The sequence below is a fragment of the Lysinibacillus sp. IITD104 genome (genome assembly GCF_036698265.2).
In the GTDB taxonomy this organism is placed as follows: Bacteria; Bacillota; Bacilli; order Bacillales_A; family Planococcaceae; genus Lysinibacillus; species Lysinibacillus boronitolerans.
In genome coordinates this window covers 1,162,078-1,179,932 of sequence record NZ_JBAHYH020000001.1, presented here as the reverse complement: position 1 = coordinate 1,179,932, position 17,855 = coordinate 1,162,078, and the positions used below count along the sequence as shown (strand labels likewise).

The window sequence follows — 17,855 nt, the reverse complement described above, 5'->3', positions numbered from 1 at the left end:
CCTTAATTAAAATTCAAATGATATCTACGAATAATTCCTTCTATTTCATTTCTAGCTTCCGTTAAAGGTCCCAAAAACTCCGGAACACGTTGCTCTGTAAAACGATAAATTGGTCCAGAAACGGTAATGGATGCTACGACCTGTTCCTCACTATTGAATATAGGCATAGCTAGCGCCAATACATCGACCGAATACTCACTATTACTAAGTGCATAGCCACATGATCTAATTTTTTCTAGCTCTGCCCGTATTTCTGTGGCATCTGTCATTGTATTATTTGTATAAGCTGTTAATGGTTCATCTATAACCTTTGCAATTTGCTCTTCATTTAAAAAAGCAAGCATTGAACGATAAGATGCCCCTACATAAAGTGGCGATCTACTACCTCTTGAAACTGTGAATTTCACCTTATTTATAGGTTCTGCTTTCAGTAATGTTAACGCTTCCAGTCCATTCAGTACGGTAAAAATAGCTGTTTCACCAGTGACATCCTTTAATTTCTCAAGAACTGGCATACATAGCTGATCTATGTTTAATGAATCATACATATTCATACCTATTTCCCATAATGCAATACCAAGAGAATATTTTTTCGTTATAGGATCTTTTGTAATAAACCCATTATTTTCGAAGGTTTCAAGAATGCGATATAAATTTGTATGATTCATATTCATCGCCAGTGCTAACTCTCGACCACCCCATGTGGGCTTTTCCTTTGTAAACATTTTTAAAACCGCAATTGATAAATTTAATGTCTTTAGCATATCTCTCATCCTTCTGATCTATTTATCTGTACAAACGGCTGCAAATCTCTCTCTTAAGGGGGAAATAATCGATAGATTTAGCAGCCGTCAGCACCTGATATCACTTTATCAAAAGTAAGAGAGTAGCTAATCTCTTACTTTTGATATAGGAAATCAACAGCAGCAGTTATATAAACTTTTGCACAGCGTACGATATCCTCAACACGCACTTTTTCATTATAACCATGAATACTTGGTAAATAAGCTGGGCCGTATTGCAATACAGGAATATCATACTGTCTGAAATGACGAGCATCACTGCTTGCCCACTGCATGACACCATATGCCTCTTGCCCTGTAACATAAGAAATATTTTCCACTATCGATTGGCATATAGGATTTTCAGCAGGTGTATAATTGGCTACACTTTTGAAGCCAAAACGTTGGATTGAATAATCGATAGCCAAACCATCTAGTTTATTTGTCAAGATTTCTGTTACTTCCTCTTGTGTAATGCCAAATGGTAAACGACAATCGACCTGAACCTTACAGTAATCTGGGATTACGTTTGACTTCGTACCTCCCTCAATTGTACCAATATTTACAGTAATTTTCTCTAAAACTTCTTGATATTTCAAGCGATCTTTTTCCACTTCACGCATGTATTTTTTTGATACCTCGATAAGTGGCTGTACCTCTTCAGGAATCGTAATTTCTACATCCCATAGTGTACGAATCTCTTGAATAGCTCGAATTGCATCGACAATGGCATTTTGTCCAGCCAATGGTGATAGGCTTCCATGTCCAGGTTCCCCACGCACTTCTAATTCAAACCAGTAAGAGCCCTTTTGTCCAATTGTTGGATTTAAAGGTGAAGAGGGCTCAGCGATTAAACAACCATCTCCCTGCACATAGCCTCTCTCTAACAGCCAAGGAACACCAAATTCGCCGCCTGTTTCTTCATCTGGTACGATTGCCAAAGTTAATTTTCCTGGTAGTTCGATGTCCAGTTTCTTTAATAGCTTTGTTGCAAAAATAATACCCGCTAAACCGGCTTTCATATCACTTGCCCCACGGCCAAGCATCCAGCCATCCTTCACTTCTCCTGAAAATGGATCAAAATCCCATTTCGATAGATCACCAACAGGTACAACATCGGTATGACCACAATAAACGAGTTCTTTTCCTTCCCCATTTCCAATGGATGCTACTAAATTAAACATTTTATCTGCAGCTTCATATTTTTGATAAGTAATGCCTACATCATTTAAATAGTTTTCGATAAAAGCTGTTATTTCAGTCGTATCCCCAGGAGGATTGACACTTGGAATTTGAATGAGCTTTGAACAAAACGCTAACAATTCCTCTTGATGATTTTCAACTGCATCTACTAATTGAGCTTTAAGTGCTTGTAAATCATTCATGTGTGTGTACCTCGTTTCCTTTCGTTTGTAAATGACTCATGCTACCATATAAGCCTTTCATATGTGAAAATTGTGTTTCATCAAAGAAAGAGCATTTATTAGCACCATAAGTTTTTGCTACCTCTAACACAAATCGCACAACATTTTCTACATCTGTGACATGTGTTGCACCTGTTGCACAGCCTGCTACAACAGATTCAGTTGTAATCGCCACACCTACAACAGGGCTAGATGTTGCAACAGCCGGTTGTAAAATACTATTGATATGGAATAATCCATTACCATATGGTGTAATGTCTTGCATCGTGATCGGTAGGACAACTGGAGAAATACCAGCAGATTGTGTATATACGTGCAATAAATCATCGCTAATTTTTAATATGTAACCTTCTTTAACAGTTGGCGTTATAGCAAATCCTTTATGGTTACATACTTGATTGCCTTTTGTTGTATCAATGGATAGAATAGCATCCATTGTATCTTCTACTTCATTTTCGTTCATGACACTAATATCCACTGGCGAGTTCATAAATGGCACTGGCTCATGTGGTAAGGTTGGAGCTGTTGGACAAATATGTGTGGAGAAAATAACGTCACCCTCTAATTGATCACCTTTTAAGGCCATATCAATAGCTTTTGCTGCTCCTGCCAGACAGGCCAGTGCGCCGTCTCCATCTGATACAAAGCCTGTCATTTCAGGGCGCGCTCCAATACCACCTAATCGTCCAATAATTCCTAATGTAGGTGCATTCCCGCCTGAGGACTTGCCGTTCTTTCCTTTCACAAGGACGCGAACAAAATCAGTTGAGCCGCTTTCGCCTTGAATAGTTTTTACCTTGACATCTGCTGCGGAATCAATATTGTGTAAATACTCTTTAATCGTGTCTCCGTTTACATAAATACTATCCATTACCTCGTATAATTCAATAACATGCTTCAATGACATAATCAGTCCGCTCCTTTTTCTGCTTCAATAAATTTTATCTTTCGTTAAATGGATGATACTTCTTGCTCTATCGACTTAAATAAATGACACGATACTTGATGTGTAGCTGATACTGTATCAAGTGTCGGTTGGACGTCTGCACATTTTTCTGTAGCAAAACGACAGCGCTTATGGAATGCACAGCCACTCGGGGGATTTACTGGGCTTGGAACATCACCAGTTAAAATAATGCGTTCCTTTTTATCAAAAGGATTTTCCTTAGGAATGGCTGACAACAAGGCTTGTGTATAAGGATGCTGAGGGTTTTCATAAATTTCCTTGTATGTGCCAATTTCCACTATTTTTCCTAAATACATGACAGCAATTCGATCACACATGTAGTTCACGACATTCAAATCATGTGAAATAAAAATATAGGTTAAGCCGAATTCTTTTTGTAAATCTTTTAATAGATTGATAACCTGAGCCTGTACAGAGACATCTAGTGCGGAAACAGGTTCATCACACACCACAATATCTGGATTCAGTGCAAGAGCCCGAGCAATATTAATGCGTTGTCTCTGTCCACCAGAAAATTCATGTGGATGGCGTTTTGCATGGTAGGCACTTAATCCGACTGTTTCAAGTAATTCAACCACTCGCTTTTTACGGGATGCCTCATCACCAATCCCATGGATCACTAATGGCTCAGCAATAAGATATTCAATCGTTTTACGAGGATCGAGTGATGCATAAGGATTTTGGAAAACCATTTGGATGGATTTTCGAGCAGAGCGGATATCTTTTGAATTTAAGCTTGCTAAATCCGTTCCATTAAATTCAACTATTCCCTCTGTTGGTGAAATTAGCTGGTTGATTAAACGGGCAACCGTCGATTTTCCACACCCCGACTCTCCCACAATCCCCAGTGTCTCACCTTTATATAACTCAAAACTTACACCATCTACCGCCTTCACAAATTGTGTTGGTTTTTTAAAAGGAATTGAACTTTTAATGGGAAAATGCTTTTTTAAATTGCTTACCTTTAAGACAAGTTCATTGTACTGTTGCATTAAAAATTCCCTCCTTCCTAGGGACAATTTGATCTTTTGCTTGTAAATGGCAGGCTACAAAATGGTTGTCCTGTACTTCCACTAAGTCAGGCACAGTACTACGACAAATATCTGTCGCTAAAGGACATCGTGCTGAGAAGTGACAGCCACTATGTGGCATTGTTAAATCTGGTGGACTACCAGGAATAGCCGGCAGCCTTTGTTGCTCTTGTGTCCCCATTGTAATTTGAGACTCTAATAATCCCCACGTATAGGGATGTAAAGGTTTCTCATAGAGCTGTCTTGTTGTAGTAGACTCTACTGTACGACCTGCATACATAACATTTACTTTGTCACATAGCTCCCAAACCACACCTAAATCGTGCGTAATCATAATGATGGCTGTATCGTGTTCTTGTTGTAATTTTTTCATTAAATCAAGAATTTGAGCTTGTACAGTTACATCCAGTGCAGTTGTTGGCTCATCGGCAATGAGTAGTTTCGGGTTACAAGCAAGGGCAATAGCAATCATGACACGTTGGCGCATTCCTCCTGAAAATTCGTGAGGATACATTTTTAATCGTTTCTCTGGCTCAGGAATCCCAACCATTTTTAACATATCAACGGCTTTGATAGCTGCATCTTTCTTCGATATTGTTTCATGTGCTTGAATGACTTCAATAATTTGATTGCCCACTGTTAATACTGGATTCAAACTTGTAATAGGATCTTGGAAAATCATTGAGATGTCATTGCCTCGGACATTGCGCATTTCCTTTTCAGAAATTTCTATTAAATCGCGGCCATTAAATAGAATTTTTCCATTCGTTATTTTTCCTGGCGGAGATGGAATTAAACGCATGAGAGCAGTTGCTGTGACACTTTTTCCAGATCCTGACTCTCCCACAATACCTAGTGTTTCCTTCTTATTTAATTGTAAATTTACTCCATTAACAGCTTTCATTGTAGAGCCGCCACTTTTAAATTCTACTGTTAAGTTTTCTACATCTAGTAAACGTTCAGTCATGACTCCACCCCCTTCCATTAAACTTTCATTTTCGGATCTAATGCATCGCGCAATCCATCCCCTAATAGGTTAATTCCAAGAACTGTTAACAAAATACAAATGCCTGAAAATGTCGCCATTTGGGGATTTAATACTAAAAAGTCTTTACCATCTTTTAAAATACTGCCCCATGAAGCTGTCGGTGGTTGAACGCCTAATCCTAAAAAGCTAAGGGCAGCTTCTGAAATAATAGCGCCAGCTGTACTCATCGTTCCATAGACAATTAAAGGAGCTAAACAGTTTGGTAATATATGACTAAAAATAATTCTCGTATGTGTAGCACCTAAAGAATGTGTTACTTCAACGAATTCCTCCTCTTTTACACTTAAAACCTGTCCTCGAACAAGTCGTGCGAAACCTGGAATATTAGCAATACCAATCGCAACAATAACGTTGACAAGTCCTTGCCCTAATACCGTCATCAATGTAATAGCCAGTAAAATAAACGGGAAAGCGAAAAGACCATCCATTGTGCGCATGATAATCGAATCAATGCGTCCACCAAAATACCCTGCCACTAAGCCTAACAGTGTGCCAAATACAGCACCAAATAGCACTGCCGCAATCCCAACAATCATCGATATTCGTGTACCATAAACTAAGCGACTAAACAGATCACGACCATAGTTATCTGTTCCTAATAAATGTCCTTCTGTATTCATCGGTAAAAATGATTTACCGACAATCATTTCATTCGGTGGATGGGTAGCAATCAATGGGGCAAAAATAGCAACAATACCCATTAAAGTGACAATGATTAACCCAATTGTCGCTAATTTATTTTTTAGCAACTTGCGCAATAACGTATTTCTTTTTCTCGTTTCATTGACGATTGCTTGAGTCATTGTTATTTTTTCCCTCCATCCGATTCTAAATTGACCTTAGGATTGACCACTTTATAAAGTACATCGACCACTAAGTTAACAAGCACAAAGATAAACGCAATGAAAATAACAGTACCTTGTACGACTACAAAGTCACGTTTATCAATGGCATCTACAATTAATCGACCCATACCAGGCCAACTAAAAATCGTTTCTGTTAAAACCGCTCCGCCCAGTAAATTAGAAATCTGCATTCCTAACACGGTTAAAATCGGTGTCAGTGCATTTTTAAATGCATGTTTACCAATTACTAAATATTCTTTAATACCTTTAGAACGAGCAGTTTTAATATAATCTTGCGAAATAACCTCTAACATACTTGAACGGGTAATCCGTGCAAATGTCGCCATTGGAATCGTTGCTAAAGCAAATGCTGGCAATATTAAATGCTTCAAATAGGTCCATAGGCCATCGCTGATATTCCCCATTCCAGTCGCAGGGAACCAACCAAGGTTAACACTAAAGAATAAAACAAGCATGATGCCCAACCAGAAAATTGGCATAGATACACCAACTAATGACACAAGCATTACAACATAATCAATGATGGTATTTTGCTTTCTCGCTGCAAATATTCCTGCTGGGATGCCAATCACGACTGCTATTAACAGCGCTGCCAATGCCAATATCACTGTATTAGGGAACCTTTCGAGAATAAGTCCGATGACAGACTCACTATAAGAATAGGAATATCCTAAATTTAACTGTGCTAGATCTCCTACATATGAAATAAATTGCGAAGGCATGGATTTATTTAATCCTAGCTCTTCTCTTAAATTCTCTACATCTTCTACACTCGCCTGTGGTCCAAGCATGACTGAAGCCGGGTCACCAGGAATCATTCGCGTAATAATAAAGACGATAATCCCTACTACTAGCAGTGTGGGGATGAGGTTAACTAACCTTTTTAAAATAAATGAGCCCATCTTAGCAAGACCTCCTTTTCATTATTAGAATCAGTGGTTCATATTGTGAATAACCACATAGTACACCACTTAATAATTGTTTGTAAATATATTTTTTTCTGAATCTTTGTAATTTTATATTTACTTTCTATTTACAAGTGTGCTAATTTTAATCTCGAACCTACCATTTTTGAATCAACGGTTCATATTGTGAAACAAAAACTAAGGAGGCTAGTGCATATGAAGAAATTAAACGTAAGAAAGTCTTTACTACTACTCTTTTTAACTTTACTAATTGGTGTTTTAGCTGCTTGTGGTGGAAACAATGAGAAAAGTACTTCAACGGATGAAAAAGAGGGAGAAGCTACTTCTGGAGGCACATTAAATATTGGTCTGTCAGCCAATGCAAAAACATTTGATCCGATCAAATATACAGGGGTTTATGAATCACAGGTGATGCGCCAAATGGGTGATACGTTAGTTGTTTATAACAAAGATCTATCTGATATCATCCCTTCGTTAGCGACTGAATGGAATGTATCAGAGGATATGTTAGTCTACACATTCAAATTACGCGAAGGTGTTAAATTCCAAAAAGGTCAGTATCAGGATGGCCGTGAAATGACAGCTGAAGATGTGAAATACTCTTTAGAACGCTCTGCTAAAGAATCTGCTATGAATCGTTTAAGTGGTGTAACAGAAGTGAAAGTGTTATCGGATTATGAAGTAGAGATTCACTTAGCTACACCAAATGCTGCCCTACTTGCTATGCTAACGGATGCAGGGAATATTATTATTCCAAAAGAAGAAGTTGAAGGATGGGGCGATAATTTTTCTGAACACTTTGTTGGTACAGGTCCATTCCAACTAACAGAATGGAAAAAAGACCAAGAAGTAAAATTAGTTCGTCACGAGAATTACTGGGGCGATAAGCCAAATGTCGATAACTTAACATTGAAGTTTATCTCCGATCAAAATATGATGACAAACGCATTACGTTCTGGTGATATTGATATTGCCATGGACGTTAAAGGTCAAAACCGAGAAATCATCAACCAAGATAGTAACCTTGAGCTTTTAACAAATCCAGGTCTATCGATTGTTTATCTTGATCTTAATAACAAAGTAGGTCCAACTGCTGACAAACGCGTTCGTGAAGCGATTTATATGGCAACAAATGTAGAGGAAATTATTTCTGGCGTTAACCAATGGGGTGGCGGTGATGTCTCTTATTTACCATTACCACCAGGTTCATGGGGATATGATCAATCGTTAGTTGATATGGTACCAAAATATAATCCAGAAGAAGCAAAAAAATTACTAGCAGAGGCTGGTTACGCTGATGGCTTCAAGACAGAGATTTTCGTATCAGAAGCACGTGTTCCTTACGCAACGATTTTCCAAAGTCAGTTAAAGAAAAACTTAAATATTGATGTGGAAATAAAAGTGCTTGAATGGGGTACTTACAGTGATACTGTGGCAAAGGGTAATGCGCCAATGAATATTGGTGGCTGGACTTGGTACCCAGATCCTTACTTCTTCCTTTATCAATTATTCCACACAAATCAAATTGGTGCGTTAGGAAATGGTAAAGGCTACAGCAATCCAGAAGTGGATAAATTATTAGAACGTGCCGTATCAGAAACAGTGGTGCAAGAGGAACGTGCAAAATTATACCAAGAAGCATTAAAGCTGATTTTAGCCGATGTTCCACGTATTGAATTAGAGGCAACACAAACGGTTGCAGGTGTAAACAAAAAAGTACAGGGCTTTGAGGTTTCTGCTGATAACTCCGTACAAATTGTACATCCAAACGGCACAAACGTATCCATTACTAAATAATTAAACTGGAAAAGTGGAGATTCTAGTCTCCGCTTTTCTCTTCATAAGGAGAGATTTGATCCGATGACTCGCTATATAAATGGACTTGTTTTTAATTCTGAGACTCGTAGCTTTAATAAGCAATCTTTTCAAGTGCAAGGGCAATACTTTGAACCCGCTACTAATACACCCGAAACAGAGTTAGATTTAGATGGCTACTATATTACACCAGGTTTTATCGATAGCTGCTCACAAATCGGTCTAGCTGAAATAGGAATTCGTTGGGAAGGTGATGATAGCTATGAATTTGACTCACATTTGCAATATTCTGTAGTTGATGGCATATACCCATTTGATACTGCTTTTCAAAAGGCTGTTTCTCATGGGGTGACAGCATCTCATATTGTTCCATCTCCTAAGAGCCTGATTGGTGCAAAAACGGCTATTATTCACCATACACATACAACGGTTGATGAAATGGTTATTTCAAAAGATGTGGCATATTCCTTCTCTATTGGACATCAGGCAAAAAGTACATTTTTCGCTGAAAAGAAAAAACCACTCACGCGTATGGGCATCGCCAAAATTTTAAGAGAAACATTACAACAAATTCAGCAACAAGAGCCGTCCATTACGAAAATCGTTATTCGAGCGCACAAAGCCGTTGATCTTGAATTCATTAGCCGCCTTCAAGAAGAATTTGGCTCAACTTTTGATTTTCATATTATCCATGGCACTGAAGTTACATTCCTTCATGAAACATCCTTTAATACGGTTATAGCTGGTCCTACATTTCGATATATTGAGCACAATGAGATGATGGCACTATCACCAAAACTGTATCATCAACTGTTTAAGCACAATATTCCCTTCGTTTTTTGTACGGATCATCCTGTTAGTAGCACCTCTCATCTAACATTAGAAGGTTGCTTAGCTGTAAGAGAAGGTATGGCACGCCAGGACGTGCTATATGCTCTCACAACAGGGGCTGCAAACTTTCTAGGGATCGCCCATAAAACAGGCGCGATTCGTGATGGTCTTCTTGCTGATTTTGTTATTTGGGATAAGCATCCATTAAATCTAGATGCACAGGTTGTCGCAACCTATATTAAAGGAACAAAAGTTTATGCACGGGAAGAAGGGTTGACACAATGATTATTTATCATCATGCAAAGTTTCTTACAGTCAATGAGCAAAACGATACTTGTGAACAGTTATGGATCGAAGATGGACGAATTGTCTATATTGGACCAGCCAAAGAATTTCCCCCACAAGCAGAGCTAGTTGATCTACAGGGAGCCTATGTTACACCGGGGTTAATTGATATTCATGCTCATGTTGGAACATGGGCTGAAGTCACCGAAGACATTAATGATGCCAATGAATATAGCGAACCCTTTACACCTCTTATGCACGCTTTAGACAGTGTAGATATCCGACATTTTTCCTTTCAACATGCATTAGAAGGTGGCGTAACCACTGTGCAAACTGGTCCAGGTAGTGCCAATGTTATTGGTGGCATTTGGAGCATTCTTAAAACAGCAGGACCTACCCTTTCCTCTCGTGTTTTAGTAGAGCGGAGCGGTTTAAAGGGGGCCCTAGGGGAAAATCCGAAAAACGTCTTTGGCAATCAGTATAAACGCAAGCCGATGACTCGCATGGCCATTGCACAGCTTTTACGGGATGGTTTCCAACGTGCAAGTCAACTCAATGAACAACAACAAACTGAGCAGATTAAACAAAATGCTGAGTTACGCCCGTTTATTGAGGTACTTCGAGGCGACATGCCCCTTCGCCTTCACTGCCATAGAGCAGATGACATTATGACAGCTATTAGAATTGCCAAAGAATTTAATGTGAAGCTTCATTTAGAGCACTGCACAGAAGGCTATCTCATTGTGGATGCCGTTAAAGATAGTGGATTCCATGCGACGCTTGGCCCTTATATGTTAACGCCGTCTAAATATGAAACACGTCATTCTACACCAGCGATAGCTGCCATTTTTAAAGAACATAATATTCCGTTTGCTATCATGACAGATCATCCATTTGTACCAATTCAATACTTAAAGTATTGTGCGACAGAGGCGATTCGTTATGGTTTAGATGAAGACATAGCCCTCAAAAGTATTACGATCAATGCAGCTAAGCTCGTACAGCTAGATCATCGCATTGGTAGCCTTGAGGAAGGCAAAGATGCTGATTTTGTTGTTTGGTCGCACCCTATTTTTGAAACAGAAGCAAAGGTTTTACAAACTTATGTAAATGGACAAAAATATTACGAAGCGGAGTGAGCGCAATGCAACATTCGAAAATTGCCGTTGTAACAATTGGTCAGGCACCACGTAAAGATATGGCAGAGGATATACAGCAATTAAGAGAAGCTGGTTTACACGTACATGAATTCGGTGTACTGGACTCACTTTCCTCAGAGGAAATTGCCACCCTTTCGCCTTCTCATGAGGACTCAGATGTGTTAGTAACACTACTTACTAATGGTCGACAAGTAAAGCTCAGTAAACAAAAACTCATGCCTTATATTCAAAGATGCATTGATGATCTACATGAATTCACATGGATACTACTTATGTGTACAGGAGATTTTACGAATAAATTATCCTATAAAAATCTTTTATTACCTGATCGTATGATGACGAATTTAGTGAAGGGGTTACATACAAAATTAGCCATTGGTTTAATAGGTCCCGAACCCGAACAACAACGAACGGTTGCAGAGAAATGGCAAAAAGCACAGTTCGATGTAACTTTTTCAGCAAGCTCCCCGTACCACTTTGATAACCAACATTTATTGTCAAAAGCACAACAATTAGAAGAGCAAGGAGCCGATTTGCTTATTCTTGATTGCATGGGCTATTCCACAACGATGAAAAACATGATTAAAGATCAACTCACTATCCCCATCATTGTCCCTCGAGAAGCAGTTTTTACAATTTTAAAAGCCATTTGTTAATAGACGAAAAGGTCACTTCTAAAGCAGTGACCTTTTCCCTCATTCACTAGACACGCTTATTAAAATAAGGAAGCTGCTCAACGAATGCCTTCGTATCATCATCCCCATATTCATGAACAAGTGCATAGATTTTCATTAATCTTTTATCTATTTCATCATTTTCTCTATCCAAGTGATACTGTATATACGGTAACTGTGCACGCCATGCATTCGAAATTTCTAACAGTTGCATTTGCTGAAAGATCCTCTCAAATACATCTAATGCTTGTCGATCTACATTCAGTTCGAAATTCCACGGTCCTGCATATGGGTTGGTATAATACGTTCTATTAGCAAGTGAAAAATATACGCGCTGACGATCCATCTTTACGATTCACTCCTTTTTCCATAGTATGGAGTGATAGGTGCTGTTTTATTCGCTTTTATGTCAAACTTCCTTCACAATTAATAGGACCAGATAATTTATAATAGGTATGATGAATAAAGAACGGAGTGGATACTATGAGTTTAACTACGCTCTTAATAGTCGCAGTTATCATCGTTATCTTTATCACGGTTGCGACGATTATCAGTGTCAACCGTGCCTATGCCTTTAAACATACTGTTGATGAAAAACCGAAGCAAAGCTATCATCAAGAAGAGAATTAATTATCAATACTTAAATTTGGAGTGAAAGAAATGGGCGTACCTTTACCAATTATCATTATGATTGCGATGATGATGCTAATGTTTGGTGTTTCTGTCATTATCATTATGAAGAAAAAAAATAATATCTTTACACAAACAATTGATCCAAAGCCTGAACAACTTACGTCTCAGCAAAAGGAAGAGCAGCGATGAAATACCCCTTTATTTGGCTCATCCAATTTTATAGAAAATTCATTTCACCGATGACGCCACCAACCTGTCGTTTTCATCCTACTTGTTCTTCTTATGGGCTCGAAGCTTTTCAAAAGCACGGTGCATTCAAAGGCTTCCTCTTAACCATTACACGTATATCTAAATGCCATCCATTTCATCCTGGTGGCTTTGATCCTGTGCCTGAAAAATGGCCTTCGAAAAAGAATTAATTTTCGGAGGGCATTTTTTTCTTGTACTTTTTTAAGTTGTGCGTTATCATAATAACTGTTCTAAAAAAATAAATCGTAATGATTACTATTTAAGAGAGGTATCTTACTTATATGAAAAAACTGTATTTATTATTGTTAGTCGCAGTTCTTGCTTTATTTACTGCTGCTTGTGGAGACAAATCGTCTACATCACAAAAGACTGAGGAAAAAGATAAGTTAAGTATTTATACAACAGTTTATCCGTTAAGCTATTTTGCACAGCGCATTGGTGGAGATGCTGTTGAAGTAGCTTCTATTTACCCAGCTGGTGCGAATGAACATACCTTCGAGCCAACTCAAAAAGATATGATGAAATTAGCAGATGCTGATATCTTTTTCTATATTGGCTTAGGACTTGAAGGATTTGTAGAAAACGCTAAAAAAACTTTAGCGAACGAAGATGTCACAATGGTGGCAACTGCTGATGATGTTTCAGATGAAAAATTAGCGGTAAGCACAGGACATGTTCATGCAGAGGATGATGAACATGAAGCAGACGCTCATGACGATCATGAGCATGGTGCCACAGAAGACGATCATGAACATGAAGCTGAAGAACATGGACATGATGAGCATGAGCATGGCGATATCGATCCGCATGTTTGGTTATCTCCTACAATTAGTCAAGACTTAGCACTGTCTATCAAAAACACACTCGTTGAAAAAATGCCAGCTCAGGAGGCAACTTTTAACACAAATTATGAGGCATTAGTAAAAGAATTACAGGATTTAGATCAAGATTTCAAAGCAATGACTGACAAAGCACAAAATAAAACATTCTTTGTATCCCATGCTGCATTTGGCTATATTGCTGGTCAATACGGCTTAACTCAAGTGCCGATTGCTGGCTTGAATTCACAAAATGAGCCATCTCAAAAAGAATTAACAAAGATTGTAGACAAAGCAAATGAATTGCACATTCATTATATTTTATTTGAACAGAATGTCTCTTCCAAATTAGCAGAGGTTATTCAAAAAGAAGTTGGTGCAGAATCGCTTGTCTTGCATAATTTAAGCGTATTAACAGCTGATGATGAAAAAAATGAGGAAACCTATTTCACATTGATGCAAAAAAATATTGACACATTAGAAAAAGCTTTAAGCGTTCAATGATATGAGTAAGGAGGTGCCCCGCAATGGATGGGACACCTCCTTTATTATGACGTATTTTTCTTGTGGCATTCGTTTTTCCGTTCGATAAATAGAAGCTAGCCACTTCATTGTTTTTTGCTTAGTCACATGCTTAACTTTTGGCTGAATTGTAACAAAAGCCGTTATACTACTTTCTACTAGCATCGGTGCCCATTCAGTAAAGTCAAACTGAACTAGATTGTCTTGTTTATCTGTTTTTTGTGTAACAAGCTTCATCGGCTGTTCCACTAATTGTTGTACGGCTAACCTATTTTCTCCAATGATTGATAATCCCATATTTTGATTGAAACGATGTTGTATAGGCGTTGCTAAACTTTGTCTTTTCGTTTCTTCCTGCAAATCTATATATTTCTCGCTTGTTGCAGCAGGGAAACTTGCATAATCCCAGGTATGATCTTGTGCTAATTGGCGATCCGACACTAAAAAATATTGATAGCGCACTTCCCCTTTACGATCAGGCAAAGGGTCATCCCATGTCACATCAATATGATACCAAGCATGCTCAAGTTTCACTAATACCCAGGCATGTAGCTGTTCTCCTACTTTTCCAGGTACATATTGTACCTCAAAGCCCAACATTTCTAACATTCGGTATAACACTAAAGCATATGCCTGACAGACGCCCTTATTCTCCGTTAATAATGTATAAGGAGAATATTGACTTCCTTCCGTTTCCTTAGAGTATTCCGCGGACAAGACAATAAAATCATGTGCAGCCTGTAGTTTTTCTATGTCACTTAATCCATGCATAGGTGCAATAATATTCGCCAACGTTTGCTCTACAAATAATGCCTCCGTTTGGGATAGATGGTACGTAAATGCAAATGCAATGACAATATTATTGCTATAACCTTCGTACTTCCATTGGAAACTTGAAATATTAGTATAAATATAAGAGTTTTCAATTGCATCTTTAGTAATTTCTGTTAGTTCATCTTTTATCTCGGCTATGTCACCAGTATAACGAATCGAGAATTCGGATGATAGTTGCATAACTTCTTTATTAATGAGAGATTGTAGTGTTTCAATTGAATGAGCTGTTGCTACATCTTCTTTTTCATAGTTTGCAAATACTTGCACATGACTCATTTGTAGAACAAATAATATAATGACAACATTATATATATATTTCCTCATATGAGTCATTCTCCTTTACTAAATAGTTTATGCCTCTCTTTTTTTATTATGTTAATAAATGATTAATTTCATGCTAAAAGTTTAAATAAAAAAGAAGCCTTCCTTTTAAGAAGACTTCTTTCACATAATTTTTATTGTAATAATTTCCGTCTCAACAATTTATCCGCACCATTGCGTGGTAGACTGTCTGTGATAATAATTTCCTTAGGCACTTTATATTTAGCAAGTTTCTGTAAACAAAAGGCTTGTAATTGCTCAACAGATAGCTGCTCATTTAGCACGATAAATGCAATGGGCACCTGCCCCCATTGTTCATCAGGCATACCACATACACCCGCTTCTTTGACAGCTGGATGTGTGAGTAGCACGTTTTCTATTTCTGCAGGATAAATATTTTCTCCCCCTGAAATGATTAAATCTGCCCTTCGATCAATGACGAATAAATAACCCTCTTCATCCACATAACCAATATCACCTGTATGAAGCCAGCCAGCCTTCGTTGCATTTTTTTGTGCAAAACGTCCAATATAGCCAGGTGTGACATGGGGCCCTCGAATGCAAATTTCCCCTTCACCCTTAGCATTTGGCTCAGCAATCATTATTTGATTAAAAAATAAAGGCTTTCCAGCAGAACCAATTTTCCGCATAGCATCTTCACTTGCCAATGTAGCTGTTTGCGAGGAGGTTTCAGTCATTCCATACGTTTGTGCGACAGCTAAATTTAATGCATGTGCTCTTGCTAAATAATCAACGGGAACAGGCCCACCTCCTGCTAACAACAGCTTAAAATAAGAGGAAGCTTTCGCATTGCGTTGCTCTAGCGTATGTAGAATTCGTTCCAAGGTCACCGCTACAACAGACATATGGGTGACATCCCCATCCATAATATTTTGTGCGATAGCTTCCACATCAAATTGATCATATAAAAAGATTTGATTACCATATAGTAGTGATCGCACTAGTATGGAAAATCCACTAATATGGAATAAAGGTACCGCACATAGCCAAACATCCTGAGCCTGTAGCCCAATATTTAAAACAGAGGCAGTCGCACTAGCCTGATGATTTCCAACTGTTTGGCGAACACCTTTAGGAAAGCCCGTTGTACCCGAAGTATACATAATTGTTGTTGTTTGATGAAGAGGCCATTCCTTGACAATATCTACTGCACCCTCTGCACCCTCTTCAATTGCTGAAAATAAATGATAGGTTGTTTCAGATGGTAGCTTTTCTACATCCTCATCGGCAATCAACACTGCTACAGCCTCTGAATCCTTTAGCTGATAAGCTAGCTCATCCTGTGAAAGTCTGCGATTAAGCATGACCATCTCACATTGCAAATGCATGCAGGCATACATCATGATAACTAATTCAGGCTTACTTGGCCCCATGATAGCAATTCGATCACCCTGTTGTATACCGAGTGTCACTAATTGTCGGGCACGCTTTATCGATTCATCACTTAATTCTTGAAAAGTCCAGCTTTGCTTTTTAAAAGTAAGTGCCTTGCGTAATGGTGTTAAATAAGCTCGTTGTAAAATCCAGTTAGGATACATCTTTGTCACTCCATTCACCTACATCTTAACGTTTTATCATATATTTTGTCCATTTGCATGTCAGTCTGTTACTTTAGGAATGCTACTCCTATCGCAAGCCCTACAATATCCTTCACATTTTAGGTGCTATCCGCTAGTTTAAGCCTTTTATCCACCTCTTAGCTGCTTCTATCCCCTTCTTTTAGCATTCTATCCACCAATCTTCTCTAGACATATAAAAAGCTCGTATCTCCAAAAAGATACGAGCTTTAAATCCTCTATTAATCAAGGGAATCTTGGGAATTGACCAAAATCTGGTTGACGTTTTTCTTTGAATGCGTCGCGACCTTCTTTTGCTTCATCAGTTGTGTAGTAAAGAAGTGTAGCGTCTCCAGCCATTTGTTGAAGACCTGCTAAACCGTCTGTATCTGCATTCATCGCTGCTTTTAAGAAGCGTAGTGCAGTTGGTGACATTTGAAGCATTTCTTCACACCATTGAACTGTTTCATCTTCCAATTGCGCATAAGGCACAACCGTATTGACTAAGCCCATATCAAGTGCTTGTTGTGCATCGTATTGACGGCAAAGGTACCAAATTTCGCGTGCCTTTTTATGACCAATAATACGAGCAAGATAGCCTGAGCCATAACCAGCGTCGAATGAACCTACTTTTGGTCCAGTTTGTCCAAAGCGAGCATTGTCAGCAGCAATTGTTAAGTCACAAACAACATGTAAAACGTGACCTCCACCAATTGCATAGCCAGCTACCATTGCTACGACAGGTTTTGGAATGACACGGATTAAACGTTGTAAATCAAGAACGTTTAGACGTGGTATTTCATCTTCCCCTACGTAGCCACCGTGACCGCGAACTTTTTGGTCTCCGCCTGAGCAGAAAGCATGTTCACCTTCACCAGTTAGAATAATAACACCGATATTTTTATCATCGCGTGCACGTGAGAATGCGTCAATCATTTCCATAACCGTTTTTGGGCGGAATGCATTACGCACTTCTGGACGGTTAATCGTAATTTTTGCGATACCGTTATAGAACTCATACTTAATGTCTTCATAAGTATGTAATGTAGTCCATTGACGTGTCATTGAATTGCCTCCTATATCATTAAATTC

Annotated in this window: 19 protein-coding genes; 8 read left to right on the top strand and 11 right to left on the bottom strand. The window is 38.5% G+C overall.

Features of this window, described 5'->3' with window-relative positions; all coding sequences use genetic code 11:
- Positions 1-2: 2 nt before the first annotated feature.
- The 7 genes from V1L66_RS06085 to V1L66_RS06055 form a co-directional block, all read right to left on the bottom strand.
- On the bottom strand, positions 3-764 hold the full coding sequence (locus V1L66_RS06085; RefSeq protein ID WP_016995140.1) for an IclR family transcriptional regulator: 762 nt from the start codon (positions 762-764) through the stop codon (positions 3-5).
- 134 nt (positions 765-898) lie between these two features.
- Positions 899-2,167 (bottom strand): M20 family metallopeptidase, encoded by a 1,269-nt coding sequence (locus V1L66_RS06080; protein WP_016995141.1) that lies wholly within the window; start codon positions 2,165-2,167, stop codon positions 899-901.
- Entirely contained in the window at positions 2,160-3,113 is a 954-nt protein-coding gene (locus V1L66_RS06075) for a DUF1177 domain-containing protein (protein WP_016995142.1), read from the bottom strand. Before V1L66_RS06075 ends, V1L66_RS06080 begins: the two co-directional genes overlap by 8 nt.
- A 44-nt stretch (positions 3,114-3,157) precedes the next feature.
- Positions 3,158-4,165, bottom strand: a complete 1,008-nt coding sequence (locus V1L66_RS06070; protein ID WP_016995143.1) for an ABC transporter ATP-binding protein — start codon at positions 4,163-4,165, stop codon at positions 3,158-3,160.
- Positions 4,149-5,171, bottom strand: a complete 1,023-nt coding sequence (locus V1L66_RS06065) for an ABC transporter ATP-binding protein (protein WP_016995144.1) — start codon at positions 5,169-5,171, stop codon at positions 4,149-4,151. The genes V1L66_RS06070 and V1L66_RS06065 overlap by 17 nt, the downstream gene beginning before the upstream one ends.
- Before the next feature lie 17 nt (positions 5,172-5,188).
- Positions 5,189-6,055 (bottom strand): ABC transporter permease, encoded by an 867-nt coding sequence (locus V1L66_RS06060; RefSeq protein WP_205445122.1) that lies wholly within the window; start codon positions 6,053-6,055, stop codon positions 5,189-5,191.
- 2 nt (positions 6,056-6,057) lie between these two features.
- On the bottom strand, positions 6,058-7,020 hold the full coding sequence (locus V1L66_RS06055) for an ABC transporter permease (protein ID WP_004225947.1): 963 nt from the start codon (positions 7,018-7,020) through the stop codon (positions 6,058-6,060).
- 219 nt (positions 7,021-7,239) lie between these two features.
- On the opposite strand from V1L66_RS06055, the gene V1L66_RS06050 reads away from it, so the two are divergent.
- The 4 genes from V1L66_RS06050 (at position 7,240) to V1L66_RS06035 (ending at position 11,791) form a co-directional block, all read left to right on the top strand.
- Positions 7,240-8,841 carry an ABC transporter substrate-binding protein gene (locus V1L66_RS06050; RefSeq protein ID WP_333005399.1) on the top strand — a complete coding sequence of 534 codons (1,602 nt, stop codon included), beginning with the start codon at positions 7,240-7,242 and terminating at the stop codon, positions 8,839-8,841.
- Between the two features lie 63 nt (positions 8,842-8,904).
- Complete coding sequence (locus tag V1L66_RS06045; RefSeq protein WP_333005398.1) at positions 8,905-9,975, top strand: amidohydrolase family protein; 1,071 nt, start codon at positions 8,905-8,907, stop codon at positions 9,973-9,975.
- A complete protein-coding gene (locus tag V1L66_RS06040) occupies positions 9,972-11,114 on the top strand; it encodes an amidohydrolase (RefSeq protein WP_016992526.1) in 1,143 nt (380 codons plus the stop codon). Before V1L66_RS06045 ends, V1L66_RS06040 begins: the two co-directional genes overlap by 4 nt.
- A 5-nt stretch (positions 11,115-11,119) precedes the next feature.
- Entirely contained in the window at positions 11,120-11,791 is a 672-nt protein-coding gene (locus V1L66_RS06035) for an AroM family protein (RefSeq protein WP_016992525.1), read from the top strand.
- 46 nt (positions 11,792-11,837) lie between these two features.
- Here the strand turns inward: V1L66_RS06035 and V1L66_RS06030 are convergent, their stop codons facing one another.
- Positions 11,838-12,155 carry a hypothetical protein gene (locus tag V1L66_RS06030; RefSeq protein ID WP_016992524.1) on the bottom strand — a complete coding sequence of 106 codons (318 nt, stop codon included), beginning with the start codon at positions 12,153-12,155 and terminating at the stop codon, positions 11,838-11,840.
- A gap of 137 nt (positions 12,156-12,292) precedes the next feature.
- Between V1L66_RS06030 and ytzI the strand changes: the two genes are divergently transcribed.
- The 4 genes from ytzI to V1L66_RS06010 all read left to right on the top strand — a co-directional run bounded on the left by ytzI (position 12,293) and on the right by V1L66_RS06010 (position 14,013).
- Complete coding sequence (gene ytzI / locus V1L66_RS06025) at positions 12,293-12,439, top strand: YtzI protein (protein ID WP_016992523.1); 147 nt, start codon at positions 12,293-12,295, stop codon at positions 12,437-12,439.
- Between the two features lie 30 nt (positions 12,440-12,469).
- Positions 12,470-12,631, top strand: coding sequence for a hypothetical protein (locus V1L66_RS06020; RefSeq protein WP_016992522.1), 162 nt, complete (start codon positions 12,470-12,472; stop codon positions 12,629-12,631).
- On the top strand, positions 12,628-12,861 hold the full coding sequence (gene yidD / locus V1L66_RS06015) for a membrane protein insertion efficiency factor YidD (RefSeq protein ID WP_016992521.1): 234 nt from the start codon (positions 12,628-12,630) through the stop codon (positions 12,859-12,861). Before V1L66_RS06020 ends, yidD begins: the two co-directional genes overlap by 4 nt.
- Positions 12,862-12,972: 111 nt before the next feature.
- Positions 12,973-14,013, top strand: a complete 1,041-nt coding sequence (locus V1L66_RS06010; RefSeq protein WP_016992520.1) for a metal ABC transporter solute-binding protein, Zn/Mn family — start codon at positions 12,973-12,975, stop codon at positions 14,011-14,013.
- Here the strand turns inward: V1L66_RS06010 and V1L66_RS06005 are convergent.
- The 3 genes from V1L66_RS06005 to menB form a co-directional block, all read right to left on the bottom strand.
- The gene (locus V1L66_RS06005; protein WP_333005396.1) at positions 13,999-15,189 is read right to left on the bottom strand and encodes a transglutaminase domain-containing protein; all 1,191 of its coding nucleotides are present in this window, start codon (positions 15,187-15,189) and stop codon (positions 13,999-14,001) included. The two genes, V1L66_RS06010 and V1L66_RS06005, sit on opposite strands and share 15 nt — an antisense overlap.
- A gap of 131 nt (positions 15,190-15,320) precedes the next feature.
- Positions 15,321-16,745: an o-succinylbenzoate--CoA ligase gene (locus tag V1L66_RS06000; RefSeq protein WP_333005459.1), complete on the bottom strand. Its 1,425-nt coding sequence runs from the start codon at positions 16,743-16,745 to the stop codon at positions 15,321-15,323.
- A gap of 264 nt (positions 16,746-17,009) precedes the next feature.
- Positions 17,010-17,828 (bottom strand): 1,4-dihydroxy-2-naphthoyl-CoA synthase, encoded by an 819-nt coding sequence (gene menB, locus V1L66_RS05995; protein ID WP_004225917.1) that lies wholly within the window; start codon positions 17,826-17,828, stop codon positions 17,010-17,012.
- Positions 17,829-17,855 lie beyond the last annotated feature (27 nt).

What these genes read in the sequence shown, in the direction of transcription:
- V1L66_RS06060 (WP_205445122.1), bottom strand. Translation starts at nt 6,055, where the DNA reads ATGACTCAAGCAATCGTCAATGAAACGAGAAAAAGAAATACGTTATTG.
- V1L66_RS06055 (WP_004225947.1), bottom strand. Translation starts at nt 7,020, where the DNA reads ATGGGCTCATTTATTTTAAAAAGGTTAGTTAACCTCATCCCCACACTG.
- yidD (WP_016992521.1), top strand. Translation starts at nt 12,628, where the DNA reads ATGAAATACCCCTTTATTTGGCTCATCCAATTTTATAGAAAATTCATT.
- V1L66_RS06010 (WP_016992520.1), top strand. Translation starts at nt 12,973, where the DNA reads ATGAAAAAACTGTATTTATTATTGTTAGTCGCAGTTCTTGCTTTATTT.
- V1L66_RS06065 (WP_016995144.1), bottom strand. Translation starts at nt 5,171, where the DNA reads ATGACTGAACGTTTACTAGATGTAGAAAACTTAACAGTAGAATTTAAA.
- V1L66_RS06070 (WP_016995143.1), bottom strand. Translation starts at nt 4,165, where the DNA reads ATGCAACAGTACAATGAACTTGTCTTAAAGGTAAGCAATTTAAAAAAG.
- V1L66_RS06080 (WP_016995141.1), bottom strand. Translation starts at nt 2,167, where the DNA reads ATGAATGATTTACAAGCACTTAAAGCTCAATTAGTAGATGCAGTTGAA.
- V1L66_RS06035 (WP_016992525.1), top strand. Translation starts at nt 11,120, where the DNA reads ATGCAACATTCGAAAATTGCCGTTGTAACAATTGGTCAGGCACCACGT.
- V1L66_RS06000 (WP_333005459.1), bottom strand. Translation starts at nt 16,745, where the DNA reads ATGTATCCTAACTGGATTTTACAACGAGCTTATTTAACACCATTACGC.
- V1L66_RS06075 (WP_016995142.1), bottom strand. Translation starts at nt 3,113, where the DNA reads ATGTCATTGAAGCATGTTATTGAATTATACGAGGTAATGGATAGTATT.
- V1L66_RS06040 (WP_016992526.1), top strand. Translation starts at nt 9,972, where the DNA reads ATGATTATTTATCATCATGCAAAGTTTCTTACAGTCAATGAGCAAAAC.
- ytzI (WP_016992523.1), top strand. Translation starts at nt 12,293, where the DNA reads ATGAGTTTAACTACGCTCTTAATAGTCGCAGTTATCATCGTTATCTTT.
- V1L66_RS06050 (WP_333005399.1), top strand. Translation starts at nt 7,240, where the DNA reads ATGAAGAAATTAAACGTAAGAAAGTCTTTACTACTACTCTTTTTAACT.
- V1L66_RS06045 (WP_333005398.1), top strand. Translation starts at nt 8,905, where the DNA reads ATGACTCGCTATATAAATGGACTTGTTTTTAATTCTGAGACTCGTAGC.
- V1L66_RS06085 (WP_016995140.1), bottom strand. Translation starts at nt 764, where the DNA reads ATGCTAAAGACATTAAATTTATCAATTGCGGTTTTAAAAATGTTTACA.
- V1L66_RS06005 (WP_333005396.1), bottom strand. Translation starts at nt 15,189, where the DNA reads ATGAGGAAATATATATATAATGTTGTCATTATATTATTTGTTCTACAA.
- V1L66_RS06030 (WP_016992524.1), bottom strand. Translation starts at nt 12,155, where the DNA reads ATGGATCGTCAGCGCGTATATTTTTCACTTGCTAATAGAACGTATTAT.
- menB (WP_004225917.1), bottom strand. Translation starts at nt 17,828, where the DNA reads ATGACACGTCAATGGACTACATTACATACTTATGAAGACATTAAGTAT.
- V1L66_RS06020 (WP_016992522.1), top strand. Translation starts at nt 12,470, where the DNA reads ATGGGCGTACCTTTACCAATTATCATTATGATTGCGATGATGATGCTA.